The organism is Leucobacter luti (assembly GCF_019464495.1).
Lineage (GTDB): Bacteria > Actinomycetota > Actinomycetes > Actinomycetales > Microbacteriaceae > Leucobacter > Leucobacter luti_A.
Genome location: NZ_CP080492.1, coordinates 1,650,063 through 1,663,522, shown reverse-complemented (window position 1 = coordinate 1,663,522; position 13,460 = coordinate 1,650,063). Strand labels below are relative to the sequence as shown.

Below are 13,460 nucleotides of genomic sequence, written 5' to 3'. Positions count from 1 at the left end.
GTATGCACTCGGGATTCTCAGCCAGGGCACGCCTAGAATGAATGCCGTGAGCGACAAACTGCTGCATCTGGTGCGCCATGGCGAGGTCCATAACCCTGATTTGGTGCTGTATGGACGGATCCCGGGGTTCCGCCTCTCTGAGCGCGGACACAGCATGGCTGAGGCCGCTGCCCTCGAACTGGCAGGGAGCGATCGGCAAGTCGTGCGTCTTCTGGCTTCGCCGCTCGAACGCGCACAGCAGTCTGCCCGGCCCATCGCGAGCGCGCTGGGCTTGGAGATCGTGACCGAAGAGCGGATCATCGAACCTACGAATTACTTCGAGGGCATGGTGAACTCCGGGCCCGACGCAGCCTTCAAGAAGCCGCGGTACTGGCACAAGTTCATCAACCCATTCCGGCCGAGCTGGGGTGAGCCCTATCGCGAGGTCGCTGCGCGTGTGCGCGAGGCGATGGATGACGCGTGGGAATCAACCCGCGGCGGCGACATTGTGATGGTGTCGCACCAGTCCCCGATCTGGATGGCGCACCTCGATGTCGCCGGAAAGCCCCTGTTTCACAACCCGGCATCGCGACGCTGCGAACTGTCGAGCATCACGAGTTTCGAAAAGCGCGGCGAGCGCTGGTTCGAGGTCGACTACCGGACGCCAGCGTCTGGCTTGCTGGAGAACGCAGTGGACGTGGGGGCCGTATGAATCGCCGACGAATCGGAGCGGTGGTCGCCCTCGGGCTGACTGCGGCACTCGCGCTCTCAGGGTGCAGCGGCGGTGGGAACGATCTCGCGAAACAGTGGCAGGAATCGAACGAGAAGGGCTACGTTTCAGGCGACGGCACCTCCGCGAGCTTCCCGCCAAGTGATCGCACTGAACCGGTCGAGTTCTCCGGCGAGATTGAGAACGGGGACACCCTGAGCTCTGACGAGCTGCGCGGCAAAGTCACCGTCGTGAATTTCTGGTACGCGGGATGTGCCCCGTGCCGCGCTGAGGCGCCAGACCTGGTCGAGGCGTACGATGAATTCGCAGGCGACGACGTCGCGTTCCTTGGCGTGAATACACGCGACCAGGTGGCGCAGGCACAGCAGTTCTCCGAGGAATTCAATATCGAGTACCCCTCGATCATGGACATGCCTGGCGGTCGCTCTGTGCAACGTGCCTTCGCTGGCCAGGTGCCACTGAACGCGGTGCCCACCACGCTGATCCTCGATCGCGAGGGCCGTGTGGCGCACCGCGTGCTCGGCCAGCTCGCTGCGGCATCGCAGTTGAGCACCCTGATCAAGGAGACGCTTGCCGAGGGAGAGACCGGCGGCGGTGACGCGGCAGGAACACCGGGCAGCACCGACGGACAGCCCGAGTGAACGTTCAGGATCTTGTCGCTGACGGGCAGTTGCTCGTTGCGTCTCTGATTGCAGTTGCCGCAGGTCTGCTCTCCTTCTTGTCGCCCTGTGTGCTGCCCCTCGTTCCTGGCTATTTGGCCTACGCAAGCGCGAGCGCAGGATCGGCTCCAGGGGAGCCCCCGGCCAGACGTCGTCTGGTGCTTGGTGCGATCCTGTTTGTCGTTGGCTTTTCGGTCGTGCTCGTCACCTTCCTCGCGGCAGCCGGCACGGTTGGCGTGTGGCTGATCGAGTGGGAAAATCTCATCACCCGGCTGCTCGGCGTCTTCGTGATCGTCATGGGGCTCGTGTTTATCGGCCTGTTCTCGCGGATGCAAACGACCAAGAAGCTCAAAATGAAACCGCGGCTCGGGATCGCGGGTGCACCGGTGCTCGGAGCGGTGTTCGCGATCGGCTGGACTCCGTGTATGGGCCCGACGCTCACCGTGATCATGGGCCTGAGCCTGCAACAGGGATCGATCTCGCGCTCGATTATCCTGGCTGTGGCGTACTGCATCGGTCTCGGTCTCCCGTTCGTGCTCGCCGCGTTCGGATTCGGCTGGATGACGCAAACAATGACCTTCTTCAAGCGGCACATTCGTGCCGTGAACCTGATCGGCGGCGGGCTGCTGATCCTCATCGGTCTCCTCATGGTGACCGGACTCTGGAGCAAGATGATGTTCGCACTGCAGGCGGTGATTGGCGGCTATGTCACGCCCCTCTGATTATGACGATGGAACGGGCGGCGGCGGATCCGTTCGCGCGGAATCCCCCGAGCTCGGGCTGAAGGGCTGGGGCCGCTGGTTCTGGCGTCAGCTCACGAGCATGCGCGTTGCGCTGATCCTGCTTCTGTTGCTCGCGGTTGCGGCGATCCCCGGATCACTGGTGCCCCAGCGCTCAGCTGACCCCAACGGTGTGATCCAGTACCAGCAGGACAACCCAGAGCTGTTCAAGGTGCTCGACGCGTTCCCCATTCAGGCGTTCAACGTCTATGGTTCCGTCTGGTTCTCGGCAATTTACCTGTTGCTCTTCATCTCGCTCATCGGCTGTGTGCTGCCGCGCATCGTGCACCACTGGAAAGCGTGGCGCGGCACCCCGCCGAAGACACCGGCCCGGCTGCAACGGATGGCCGGCTTCGACGAGATCCGTGTCTCGAACCCGGAGGCCACTGCTGCGGAGCGTGAGGCGTTTGCGACTCGCGCGGTCGAAGCGGCGCGCGACCTCCTGAAGAAGCAGCGCTACCGCGTCGAGATCCAGCGTGCCGAGCGCCGCGGAGTTTCCGAGGTCTCAGTGTCCGCGGAGCGCGGCTACCTGCGTGAGACAGGCAATCTGATCTTCCACATTTCACTGCTCGGCGTTCTGGTAAGCGTCGGGATCGGCGGGGCACTCACCTTCAACGGGCAGAAAGTGCTCATTGAGGGCGAGACAATGGTGAATCAGCTGATCGATTACGACACCGTGAACTCCGGCCAGGGCTTCGACACTTCGAGCCTTGAACCGTTCGGTCTCCGGTTGAACTCGCTCGATGTGGACTATATGACCCCGGACGACGGCAACCTGAAGGCGCTCGGTCAGGTCAAGGACTACACAGCGAACATGACGTTGATCAGCGCGGACGGGAAGACGGAGGAAGAGCACGTTATCCGGGTGAATCACCCGTTGCGTGTGCACGGCTCCCCGATCTACCTGATCGCGAACGGCTACGCGCCGCTCATCACGATCACGAACGACGAGGGCACGGTGGTCTACCGCGAGTCGATGCCGTTCATTCCGCAGGACAACCTGAACATGACCTCGCTCGGCGTACTCAAGGTGCCCTACGGCATCACTGATGCGGACGGCAACGCCACGCAGCTCGGCATGCGCGGCTTCTTCTACCCGACGAAGGCGGAGCTCGAGACGGGGGCCTACACCTCGAACTATCCCGATCTGGAGAACCCGCTGCTCACGCTCGACGTGTTCAGCGGCGACCTCGGGATCGACGCGGGTGTCCCACAGTCTGTCTACGCGCTCGACACCACGAATATGGAGCAGCTCACGGGCCGCGCCGTCGAGAAAGACTCGATCGAGCTTGCCCCGGGGGAGTCAGCGAAACTGCCGAACGGTATGGGCACGATTACGCTTGAGTCTGTGCCGCGGTACGCGTCCTTCGACGTGATGCGCAACCCGGCGCAGGAGTGGGTGCTGATCTTCGCACTCGCGGCACTCGGAGGGTTGATGTGGTCGCTGTTCGTGCCGCGTCGCCGCATGTGGGTGAAAGCCGTCACCACCGACGACGGTGTTGCACTGCAGTACGCCGGTCTCGCACGCGGCGATGATCCTGCGCTGGAGCGCGCCGTTGAGGAACTGCGCGAGCGGCATCGTGAGCTGTTGTAGCTCGCTGCGGGGGTGCGGCGAGCGCCCATCCCCGCAGCGCTCACCCATGCGCGCACCCCGGGGCACGCTCGTCACAGGGCGTCGGGCCCACGCCGCCCTGTGACGGGCGCCGAGCCCACGCCCGCTGGTCCTAGCGGAAGATGATGGTGCGCGCGCCGTCGGCGAGGATCCGGTTCTCGGCGAACCAGTTCACTGCGCGACGGAGCACGCGCGCTTCCTCGTCCTGCCCGAGCTGCACGAGCTCGCGCGGCGAGTAGGAGTGATCGACGCGGACAACGTCCTGTTCAATGATCGGGCCCTCGTCGAGGTCCGTCGTCACGAAGTGCGCCGTCGCGCCGATCAGCTTCACACCGCGCTGGTGTGCCTGCTTATACGGATTTGCGCCCTTGAACCCCGGCAAGAAGGAATGGTGGATATTGATCGCGCGGCCCTCGAGCGCTGCGCACAGCGCGGGCGAGAGGATCTGCATGTAGCGGGCAAGCACCACGAGCTCGATGTCGTGCTCCTCGACTGCCTCGAGCACGCGGGCCTCGAACGCGTCGCGCTCGGCGGGGTTGGCAATCGCGCGGTGCTCGAACGGTACGTCGTAGAACTCAGCGATGTCGCGCACGGTCTCGTGGTTCGACAGAATCAGCGGCACTTCGATGGGGAGCTGGCCGCCGCGGCGGCGGTAAAGCAGATCATTGACGCAGTGTGTCGCGGTGGACGCGAGGATGAGGGTGCGTACCGGGCGGTCGACCGTGTCGAGCCGCCACGACATCTGGTACCGCTCCGTGACCGGAGTGAGAGCGAGAGTGAAGCGACTCTCGAACGTTTCTGGCTGCGCGACGGCTTCGACCTGCAGGCGCATGAAGAAGCGGCCGGTGTCTGCTGAGGCAAACTGCTGGCTTTCCGCAATATTGCCGCCGGCCGCCACTACCGCGCCGCTGATCGCGTGGACGATGCCGGGACCGTCAACGCAAGAAAGGGTCAGTACCCACTGAGTATCGGTCGTGTGCGGCGCGATCGTGTTCATCCGATTGATTCTAATCCACTGTGCGCTGGCGAAACTCCGGTGGCGCAATGCGTGGGCCGGTGGCGCGACCGCGTAGCGTATGCACCATGACAGAGCAGGACGTGGCACCGTCTGGAATTGAGCGCTGGGTCTGGCGTGCGTGGGTGCCACTCGTGTGGCTGGTGCCGATTGCGGCGGGCTGTCTACGGTTCCTGACGCCAGATGGAGGGTGGGAGTCCCTCTTCTTGCTGGTCTTCGCGCCACTGTGGCTGCCCGTGCTCGCGGTGCTGGGGCTCGTGCCCCGCTGGGTCTGGCGCTCCCGCGCCGGGAAGAATGCGCCCCCGCCCGCGTTGCTGCTTGGGCTCATGGTGCTGCACTGGGGGATGCAATTCCTCGCCGCGGCGTCGCTGCGCGGGATCGGCGACTCGGGGTCATTCGACTCCGCCGTGGCGCTGACGTTCCCTGCTCTCGATGAGCGGGCGGAAAGCATCGTGCTGAGCTGTGCGTTCTTCGGCCTGCTCACAGCGCTGCTTGCCAGCATCGTCCTTGCCGCGGTGGCGAGACCCGAGCGGCAGCGCACGCCGCGAGGCTGGATCCCCGTGATGATCGCACTGCTGATTCCCGGACTGGTGATCGCCGTGGCCTGGGCCGCGCAGCTTGCGCAGATGAGCGGGGAGCGCGATGCCGCTGGTCGCACTGAGCTGGAGGCCTCTCGGCTCAGCGTTGCTGAGAGTGTTTCGGCGCAGGAGGCCGGGTGGGAAGAAGTGCAGTCTATTGCACAGCCCATCCGCACGGCGGTCGCAGATGAGCACTGGCTCCCGTTGAGTTCGTCGGGGGTGAGCGCCTACGATGCACCGCGTGCGCAGCTGCGCGTCTCGGCTGACTGGCGCACGCGTGTGCCCGAGCCGCTCGACGATGTGCTCGCAACGATGCGCACCGCACTCGCGGCGGAGGGGTGGAAGCCGGACTGTGCGGCCGCTGAGCAGTGGGGCTGGGGCGTTGGCGACGGTGCCACTGAGCAGGAAACCTCGGCAAGCTGTGAGATTCGGGACAGCGCTACGGACGAAAGCGGCGTGCAGACTCGGGCGTATGCGCGGCGGGACGATGGATCGACCGCCGTGATCGATCTGACTGCGCAGCCCAGTGGTGCGGTGACCACCGTCGACGTGTTGATCGCTGGTCCGGGCTACTGGGGTGAATCCGACGGGCTCTGGTGGGACCCCCAGCACGCAGACCTCGTGGGGACGGAGCGCTTCGTCGTACCGGAAGCGGGGTATGCGGCGGACGCTTGGCCAGACCTCGGGCCGTTCGAGCGGAGCAGCCTCACACTCGACAGTGAGCTGGCACTCCCAGCCTGGCCGGATCTCGATCCGCAGCTCGACCCCGCACTCTGAGTGAAATCTCGGCTGCGGCTCCCGCCCCGCGCTGCTATGCTGAGCGGGTCGTGACTGGCGTACAGATGGTCCACCATCGGGGAACGACACCTCTTCACGGATGGCCGCTCGCCTGGGTCATAATCCGGAGCCGATTCCGCCTGCGCGGAACGAACACCATGAGGAGCGCATCATGTCCACCCAGTCAGCTTTCTTCAACGAGCCGCTTGAGACGGTCGATCCCGAGATCGCAGCGGTGCTTCAGAACGAACTCGGTCGCCAGCGCGGCACGCTCGAGATGATCGCGAGCGAAAACTTTGTTCCTCGTGCGGTGCTCGAAGCGCAGGGTTCCGTGCTCACGAACAAGTACGCCGAGGGCTACCCCGGCCGCCGCTACTACGGTGGCTGCGAGTATGTCGATATCGCGGAGGACCTCGCACGCGATCGCGCCAAGAGTCTGTTCGGTGCGGCGTACGCGAACGTGCAGCCGCACTCGGGCGCCTCAGCCAACGCCGCGGTGCTCTCCGCGATCGCTGAGCCCGGCGATACGATCCTCGGCCTTGAGCTCTCCCACGGTGGGCACCTCACCCACGGCATGAAGCTCAATTTCTCCGGCAAGCTCTACAAAGTTGCCTCCTACGGGGTTGATCCAGAGACGTTCCTGGTAGATATGGACGTCGTGCGTCAGAAGGCGCTCGAGCACAAGCCGAAGGTGATCATCGCCGGGTGGTCCGCGTACCCGCGCACGCTCGACTTCGCCGCCTTCCGTGCGATCGCTGATGAGGTTGGCGCCACGCTGTGGGTCGATATGGCACACTTCGCCGGCCTCGTGGCCGCCGGGCTGTACCCGAACCCGGTGCCCCACGCACACGTGGTGTCGTCGACCGTGCATAAGACCATCGGTGGACCGCGCTCAGGCTTTATCCTCACGAACGATCTTGAGCTCTACAAGAAGCTCAACTCGAACGTGTTCCCCGGCCAGCAGGGCGGCCCGCTCATGCACGTCATCGCGGCAAAGGCAACCGCCTTCCTGCTCGCAGCAACGGACGAGTTCGCTGACCGCCAGGCGCGTACCCTCTCGGGCGCGAAGCTGCTCGCCTCCGCATTGACTACCGAGGCTTCGAAGGCCGCCGGCGTCGATGTTCTGACCGGCGGCACTGATGTGCACCTGGTACTCGCGGACCTTCGGCACTCGGCGCTCGACGGCCAGCAGGCGGAGGACGCGCTGCACGCCGTTGGCATCACCGTCAACCGCAACTCCGTGCCGTTTGACCCGCGCCCGCCGATGGTGACCAGCGGCCTGCGCATTGGCACGCCTGCGCTCGCAACCCGCGGCTTCGGAGATGCCGAGTTCGCTGAAGTGGCGGACATCATCGCACTGACACTGCAGCAGGCGGGCGACCTGGACGCGCTCCGCACCCGCGTCAGCGCGCTTGCCGACGCATTCCCGCTGTACCCCGGCCTCGAGGAGTGGTGAGCGCGTGACCGCTCAGATCCTGAACGGCACAGCGGCTGCGGCCACAATCAAGGCTGAGCTGACCGTGCGCGTTGCAGCGCTCGCTGAGCGCGGGATCGTGCCCGGGCTCGCGACGGTGCTCGTGGGAGCGGATCCCGGCTCGCAGTGGTACGTCGCTGGCAAGCACCGTGACTGCGCAGAAGTGGGGATCGCGTCAATCAAGCGCGAGCTGCCTGAATCGGTCACACAGGAGGAACTTGAAGCCGTCCTCGCTGAGCTGAACGCAGATCCGGACTGCACGGGCTATATTGTGCAACTGCCGCTGCCGAAGCACATCGATACAGATCGCATTCTCGAGTGCATCGATCCTGACAAAGATGCTGATGGCCTGCACCCGACGAACCTCGGGCGGCTCGTGCTGAACGCGAACAGTGAGATCAGCTCGCCGCTGCCGTGCACACCACGCGGCGTGATCGAGCTTGTCGAGCGCAATGGCCTGTCGTGGGCTGGCAAGCATGTCGTCGTTGTCGGTCGCGGTGTGACCGTGGGGCGCCCGATTGGACCGCTGCTGACACGTCGGGAGTTCAATGCGACCGTCACGCTGACGCACACGGGCACCACCGATCTTGGCGCCGAGCTGCGCCGAGCGGATGTGATCGTCGCGGCCGCCGGCGTCGCGGGTATCGTGCGCGCCGAAGACGTGAAGCCTGGCGCGATCGTGCTTGATGTGGGAGTCTCACGCACCTCGGACCCCGAGACGGGGAAGTCGCGGGTCGTCGGTGACGTGGACCCCTCGGTCGCTGCGGTCGCTGCGTGGGTGTCTCCCAACCCTGGAGGGGTGGGGCCCATGACGCGGGCATTGCTCCTCAAGAATGTGGTCGAGATGGCGGAGCGCGCCTCCGCGTAGTCTCCGGTCCGATTGTGTTGGGTGGGCCAGCGTGCGCGCTGGCCCACCCAGCTAGTCAGTTTCCTGGGTCAGGATGTTCCCGGTGTTCGCGTCGATCGTGAGCTCGGTTTCTGCCCACGTCTCAGTGTCCACGAGTGTCGCTTCCCACACGGCCACACCGCGGTCCTCGTCTTGTGCGAGCTCGACCAGGCGCGGGCTCGGAGAGCTCTCTCCGGAGAGTCGGGCTGCTTCGGCGATGCCGATGGTGACCTTGGTCTGCTCTTCTGGGTCGAGCTGCACCTCGCGAGAGCTGAGCACTTCGAGCGTTTCTGCGGCGAGGTCAGCCTCAAAGCCGCGCGTAGGGTGTTCGGCGTTCGGGCCGGGGTCCCGACTCGTGACCTCCCAGATCCATTGGCCTCGCTCATAGTCGAGATCGATTGACACGATCGTGCCGCGGACACCCTCCGATTCGCCCATGAAGCCCTCGAGCCAGTCTGACGGCCATTTCACCTGCGTTGGAATGCCAGCCGCCGGGAAATCGGAGTCTCCCAGCTGCTGGGTTGCGCTGGGCTGTGAACTCTGCCGTGATGTTCCAGAGTCGCTCGTGGATGTGGGCGGCACGTTGACCGTGATGCAGCCCGCGAGAGTGAGGGTGAGTGCCCCCGTGCATGCTGCGGCCACCGCGACTCTGCGTGAGTGACTCCAGCTGGTAGCGGGTGATGGTGGTGTCATGCGGTCCCCCTCAGATTCTCACTGCGTGGTCCCTCCAGCGTACCCCTGTCGCCCCTCCAGCGTGCGCCGGGATGTCCGTCTTCCCGCCCTCACCAGCGCACGTCCAGCGATACGCGGCATACTGGACGGGTGCCGGGGTGGAGACGCCGCGTGCCGCCCGAATCCGTCTTGAACGAGAGCTGAGACCTATCCCGTGACCTCGACGCTAGCTGCTCTAACCGCGGCCACTGTCCCGGCCCTCTTCGGTATCGAGTGGCTTGACCCCGAGACGCTACTGAAGGCAGGCGGCTGGGCAGCATTGATTCTCGCGTGCGCGTTCGTATTCCTCGAGACCGGCGTGCTGGTGCTCGCGTTCCTGCCGGGTGACTCGCTACTGTTCACCGTCGGCTTGTTTTCGGCAACCGGAATCATTGACGTTCCCATCTGGCTGACGTGCATCCTGCTCTTCATCTTTGCGTTTGCAGGAGATCAGATGGGCTTCATGATCGGCCGAAAACTGGGGCCTGCGATCTTCAGCCGCGAAAAGAGTCGACTGTTCAACCCCGAGAACGTCGCGCGCACCCACGCGTTCTTTGAGAAGCACGGGCCGAAGGCAATCATCATCGCCAGGTTCCTTCCGATCTTCCGTGCCTTTGTGCCAGCCGCGGCGGGCGTCGGCAATATGCGGTATCGCCAGTTCGTGGTCTATAACGCCGTGGGTGCCCTGCTGTGGGGCGTCGGTGTCACGCTGCTCGGGTTCTTCCTGGGCCAGATCCCGTTTGTGCGTGAGTACAGCGAAGTGTTCATCATCGTGCTCGTACTGATTCCCGGTATCCCGATCTTGTTCGAGCTGGCACGCGCCTTCCGCTCGTGGCGTGCCAAGCGCAGTGCGGCTGCAGCAGTGACGTCGGAGCCCGCTGCGGGCACCGACCCCCAGTAACTCCCGCAGCGGGGGTTGACGGCAGCGTTCGCGAGGCGTAATGTGCAACCAAATGGTTGCACAAATGGTGGAAGAAGAGCAGGCGAACCGGATCTTCCGGGCCCTTGCAGATACGACGCGGCGCGACATCGTACGTCGCACGCTTACCGCGGAGGCCTCGATCTCGGAGCTCGCGGCGGACTACGACATGTCTTTTGCTGCGGTGCAGAAGCACGTCGCGGTGTTGGAAGCGGCAGACCTGGTTGCACGCACTCCACGCGGGCGTGAACGCATGATCCGTGGCAACCCCGAGACGATTCAGCGCGCACGGGATCTGCTCAGCCAGGTTGAACGCGCCTGGCGCAATCGAATCGATCGACTCGACGCATTCCTCGCCGAGCCAGACCAGAACTGAAAGGCTCGATCATGCCCATTACCTCCGTCACTACAGACACCGAGGCGCTGACTCTGACGGTCGTCGCTGATTTCACCGTCCCTGTTCGGCGGCTCTGGGACGCCTACCTCGACCCGCGCCAGATCGAGCGATTCTGGGGGCCGCCGGAATATCCGGCGACGTTTCTCCGCCACGATGCCTTTCCAGGCGGCGTCAGCAACTACTGTATGACGGGGCCGGATGGTGATCAGAGCCGCGGGTACTGGGAGTGGGTATCCGTTGTAGATGGTCGCTCGTTCGAAGTGCGCGACGGCTTCGCACGTGCAGACGGCGAGCCCAACACCGAGCTACCGAGCATGCGAATGGTGTTCGACTTCGCTGAGACCGCGCTGGGTTCCCGCCTCACCACCACCACCCTGTTCGGCTCGCTCGCCGAGCTTGAGCAGCTGATGGAAATGCACATGGAGGAGGGTATGCGCTCGGCCATGGGCCAGATCGACGCTGTGCTCGCTGATCTCACAGCGTTTGCCGCTGGCCGTGTAACCGAGCTGCAGCGCATCGATGGCGAGCGCGCTCGGATCTCTCGTGTCATCCATGGGACGGCGCAGCAGGTGTGGCGCGCGCATACGGAGCCTGAGCTGTTGCAGCGCTGGCTGCTCGGACCCGATGGCTGGAGTATGCCGGTGTGTGAGTTCGAGCCGACGCCGGGGAGCCGGTATCGCTACGAGTGGGTTGCAGCCGATGGCGGCAACCGGTTCGGCTTCACCGGCGAAGTGGTCACGGCGGAGCCCATTGTGCGACTCGTCACCACCGAAGCGATGACCACACCCTCCGATCCCGAAGGCGCCACGAGCCCGGTGACGCTCAACGAGCTGACGCTCACACCGCAGGCCGACGGCACACTCCTGACCCTCGTGATCACGTACCCGGATACCGAGACCCGGGAGATGATCCTCGCGACCGGCATGATCGACGGTATGGAAACGAGCTACGCGCGGCTGGAGCAGGTGGGTTTGCCGGTCTGATCACTACACCACGGTGACGAATCGGGTGAGGGCGTCGAACAGTATCGCCGCCATGCCGCTGCCGTGCTGCATCTCAGCGCGCGCCGCGAGCACGAGATCTGGCACATCTGTGATAATCCCGTCGGTGTTTCGGCGGAGGTGTTCGCGGTAGCCAGCCTCATCGTTGACGGTCCAGGCCATGAACCCGAGGCCTGCGCCCCACGCCGCGTCCTGCATGACGGCCGTTGCGGTCCACTGCTCCACGACGATGAAGTCAGCAACTGTCTCGGGAATTCCGCCGCCAGCAAACGCCATGGTGTACCCGACGGTGAGATCGGGGCGCAGGAGCTTGAGCCGCTCAACGCTGGGGGCGTCGAGCGAGTGGTAGATGTTCTCGTTCAGCGCGCCGAGCTCCTCCAGCTCAGCGACGAGACGATCGACGTGATCGGGAGTCTCGCCGCCGCCGATCTTGATCTCGATGAGCAGCGGCATTTCAAGCTCTTGTGCGCGTTGCACATACGCGCTGAAGCTCGGGATGTGATCCTCGTGTCCGTTCGCATCGCGCACCGTGATCGAGGTCAGTTCTGCGAGGGTGAGATCCTTCACCGCATCGGGGCGGCCAGCGAGGCGGTCGAGCTGTGCGTCGTGCATCGCAACAAATCCGCCATCGCTGGTCTGCATGACATCCATCTCGACGAGATCAGCGCCAGCCCTCGCAGCTGCGTCGAGCCCGCCGAGTGTGTTCTCGACGCCCCCCGCCGAGAAACCGCGGTGAGCCAGCACGAGCGACTCGGGCGCGGCCGCGAGCCGGTGCATTGTGCCCCACCCCGCTGCGCTGCAGCCGATCGCGAGGACGACGGCGATCGCGAGAACGGCGGGGACGATCTGGCGGGCGCTCGCAGCCTGAACCCCGGCCCGCGAGGGCTCCGGGTACTGGAGCAGCGTTCCGTTCTTCGGGAGACGCGACGCGGTGCGACGCAACTGTGTGATGAGCAGCGCCGCAATTCCCGCAGTCACGAGACCGCTCAGCAGCATACCGAGCACTTGCGCGATGCCGAGGGACACCGCCGCGGTGCCAGCGGCGGCGGGAGGGAGGAGCGCGTCTGCAGCGGCAGTCGGAGCGAGCGCGATTGCCGCGAGCACGCTGCCCGCCAGGGAACCGAGTGCGAGCACGACTGTAGCGGCGAGCACCAGGGGAGCCCAGGTGCGGGGGCCGCTGGTGAGCCGCCAGCTCGTGCGCAGCGGGCGCCGGCCAGCTGTGAGGATGAACACTGGCACCGTGAGCGAGAAGCGGACGTTGAGCCAGGCGAGCACAAGCAGGAACAGGAGAAAGCCCACGGTTGTGGCGGGTGCCTTGAACAGTTCCCCGGAGATGAACTGCGGAATAGCCAGGCCGCGGGTCAGCGCAGAGGTGAAACCAAAACCCGTGAGCGGCACGAGGACGAATAGGTAGCCGAGGAGCGGGAGGGCAGCTGGCCGCAGCAGCGCACGCGCCACGCGGCCGAGCTCGCGCACGTACTGTCTGCCGCTCAGGCGCGGCCACCGCAGCAGCACCACGAGTGCGGTGAACTGAAGCGCCAGGATCCAAAATACGAGGACAATGATTGCCACGATGAGGGAGACGGTGAGCGGGAATCCAGCCCGCACTGGCAGCTGACCGAGATCCAATCCCGCCATGCCGTTCGCGCGGAGGGCTTCGCGGAACAGCCAGCTGATCACCGGGAGCGCGACAAGCAGGATCAGGAGCTGCGTGACGAGGATCAGGCCACAGAGCCGAGCCCCGCCAGCGCGCACCAGCTGCAGCGCCCCGCGCAGCAGCGCGCCCGTGTCGCCCCAGATGCTTGGCCGTTTCCCGCGCATGCGAACTTCCCGCTTTCCCAGTCCCTGTCACCGACGACGCTCGGTCACCCCGTGACCAGCTTAGAGTGGGCGGCAGGCCATGGGTTTGCCACTGGCGGTGCACATGTGCTGGCTCCTAGACT

General features: G+C 65.0%; 13 protein-coding genes and 1 riboswitch. Of the genes, 10 read left to right on the top strand and 3 right to left on the bottom strand.

Annotated elements, in window-relative coordinates:
- Window positions 1-37 precede the first annotated feature (37 nt).
- The 4 genes from K1X41_RS07475 to resB are packed head-to-tail and all read left to right on the top strand — an operon-like array spanning window position 38 to window position 3,741.
- A complete protein-coding gene (locus K1X41_RS07475) occupies window positions 38-691 on the top strand; it encodes a histidine phosphatase family protein (protein WP_132206080.1) in 654 nt (217 codons plus the stop codon).
- On the top strand, window positions 688-1,350 hold the full coding sequence (locus K1X41_RS07470) for a TlpA disulfide reductase family protein (protein WP_132206081.1): 663 nt from the start codon (window positions 688-690) through the stop codon (window positions 1,348-1,350). The genes K1X41_RS07475 and K1X41_RS07470 overlap by 4 nt, the downstream gene beginning before the upstream one ends.
- Entirely contained in the window at window positions 1,347-2,090 is a 744-nt protein-coding gene (locus K1X41_RS07465; protein WP_132206083.1) for a cytochrome c biogenesis CcdA family protein, read from the top strand. Before K1X41_RS07470 ends, K1X41_RS07465 begins: the two co-directional genes overlap by 4 nt.
- Window positions 2,074-3,741: a cytochrome c biogenesis protein ResB gene (resB, locus tag K1X41_RS07460; protein ID WP_132206085.1), complete on the top strand. Its 1,668-nt coding sequence runs from the start codon at window positions 2,074-2,076 to the stop codon at window positions 3,739-3,741. The genes K1X41_RS07465 and resB overlap by 17 nt, the downstream gene beginning before the upstream one ends.
- A 130-nt stretch (window positions 3,742-3,871) precedes the next feature.
- Here resB and purU read toward each other — a convergent pair whose 3' ends face one another.
- Entirely contained in the window at window positions 3,872-4,756 is an 885-nt protein-coding gene (gene purU / locus K1X41_RS07455) for a formyltetrahydrofolate deformylase (RefSeq protein WP_132206087.1), read from the bottom strand.
- A gap of 86 nt (window positions 4,757-4,842) precedes the next feature.
- On the opposite strand from purU, the gene K1X41_RS07450 reads away from it, so the two are divergent.
- From K1X41_RS07450 to K1X41_RS07440, 3 genes are all read left to right on the top strand, one after another.
- The gene (locus tag K1X41_RS07450; protein WP_220175714.1) at window positions 4,843-6,129 is read left to right on the top strand and encodes a hypothetical protein; all 1,287 of its coding nucleotides are present in this window, start codon (window positions 4,843-4,845) and stop codon (window positions 6,127-6,129) included.
- A 40-nt stretch (window positions 6,130-6,169) separates the two neighbouring features.
- A riboswitch (ZMP/ZTP riboswitch) is annotated at window positions 6,170-6,254 on the top strand.
- A gap of 47 nt (window positions 6,255-6,301) precedes the next feature.
- Window positions 6,302-7,585 carry a serine hydroxymethyltransferase gene (glyA, locus tag K1X41_RS07445; RefSeq protein ID WP_132206091.1) on the top strand — a complete coding sequence of 428 codons (1,284 nt, stop codon included), beginning with the start codon at window positions 6,302-6,304 and terminating at the stop codon, window positions 7,583-7,585.
- A 4-nt stretch (window positions 7,586-7,589) separates the two neighbouring features.
- Complete coding sequence (locus K1X41_RS07440; protein ID WP_220175713.1) at window positions 7,590-8,471, top strand: bifunctional methylenetetrahydrofolate dehydrogenase/methenyltetrahydrofolate cyclohydrolase; 882 nt, start codon at window positions 7,590-7,592, stop codon at window positions 8,469-8,471.
- A 51-nt stretch (window positions 8,472-8,522) separates the two neighbouring features.
- Here the strand turns inward: K1X41_RS07440 and K1X41_RS07435 are convergent, their stop codons facing one another.
- Window positions 8,523-9,182 (bottom strand): PepSY domain-containing protein, encoded by a 660-nt coding sequence (locus tag K1X41_RS07435; protein WP_220175712.1) that lies wholly within the window; start codon window positions 9,180-9,182, stop codon window positions 8,523-8,525.
- A gap of 193 nt (window positions 9,183-9,375) precedes the next feature.
- Between K1X41_RS07435 and K1X41_RS07430 the strand changes: the two genes are divergently transcribed.
- The 3 genes from K1X41_RS07430 to K1X41_RS07420 are packed head-to-tail and all read left to right on the top strand — an operon-like array spanning window position 9,376 to window position 11,499.
- Window positions 9,376-10,101, top strand: a complete 726-nt coding sequence (locus K1X41_RS07430) for a VTT domain-containing protein (protein ID WP_133617225.1) — start codon at window positions 9,376-9,378, stop codon at window positions 10,099-10,101.
- 52 nt (window positions 10,102-10,153) lie between these two features.
- The gene (locus tag K1X41_RS07425) at window positions 10,154-10,495 is read left to right on the top strand and encodes an ArsR/SmtB family transcription factor (protein ID WP_220175711.1); all 342 of its coding nucleotides are present in this window, start codon (window positions 10,154-10,156) and stop codon (window positions 10,493-10,495) included.
- 11 nt (window positions 10,496-10,506) lie between these two features.
- Complete coding sequence (locus K1X41_RS07420) at window positions 10,507-11,499, top strand: SRPBCC family protein (protein ID WP_220175710.1); 993 nt, start codon at window positions 10,507-10,509, stop codon at window positions 11,497-11,499.
- Between the two features lie 3 nt (window positions 11,500-11,502).
- On the opposite strand, the gene K1X41_RS07415 is transcribed toward K1X41_RS07420, so the two are convergent.
- The gene (locus tag K1X41_RS07415) at window positions 11,503-13,338 is read right to left on the bottom strand and encodes a glycerophosphoryl diester phosphodiesterase membrane domain-containing protein (protein ID WP_220175709.1); all 1,836 of its coding nucleotides are present in this window, start codon (window positions 13,336-13,338) and stop codon (window positions 11,503-11,505) included.
- Window positions 13,339-13,460 lie beyond the last annotated feature (122 nt).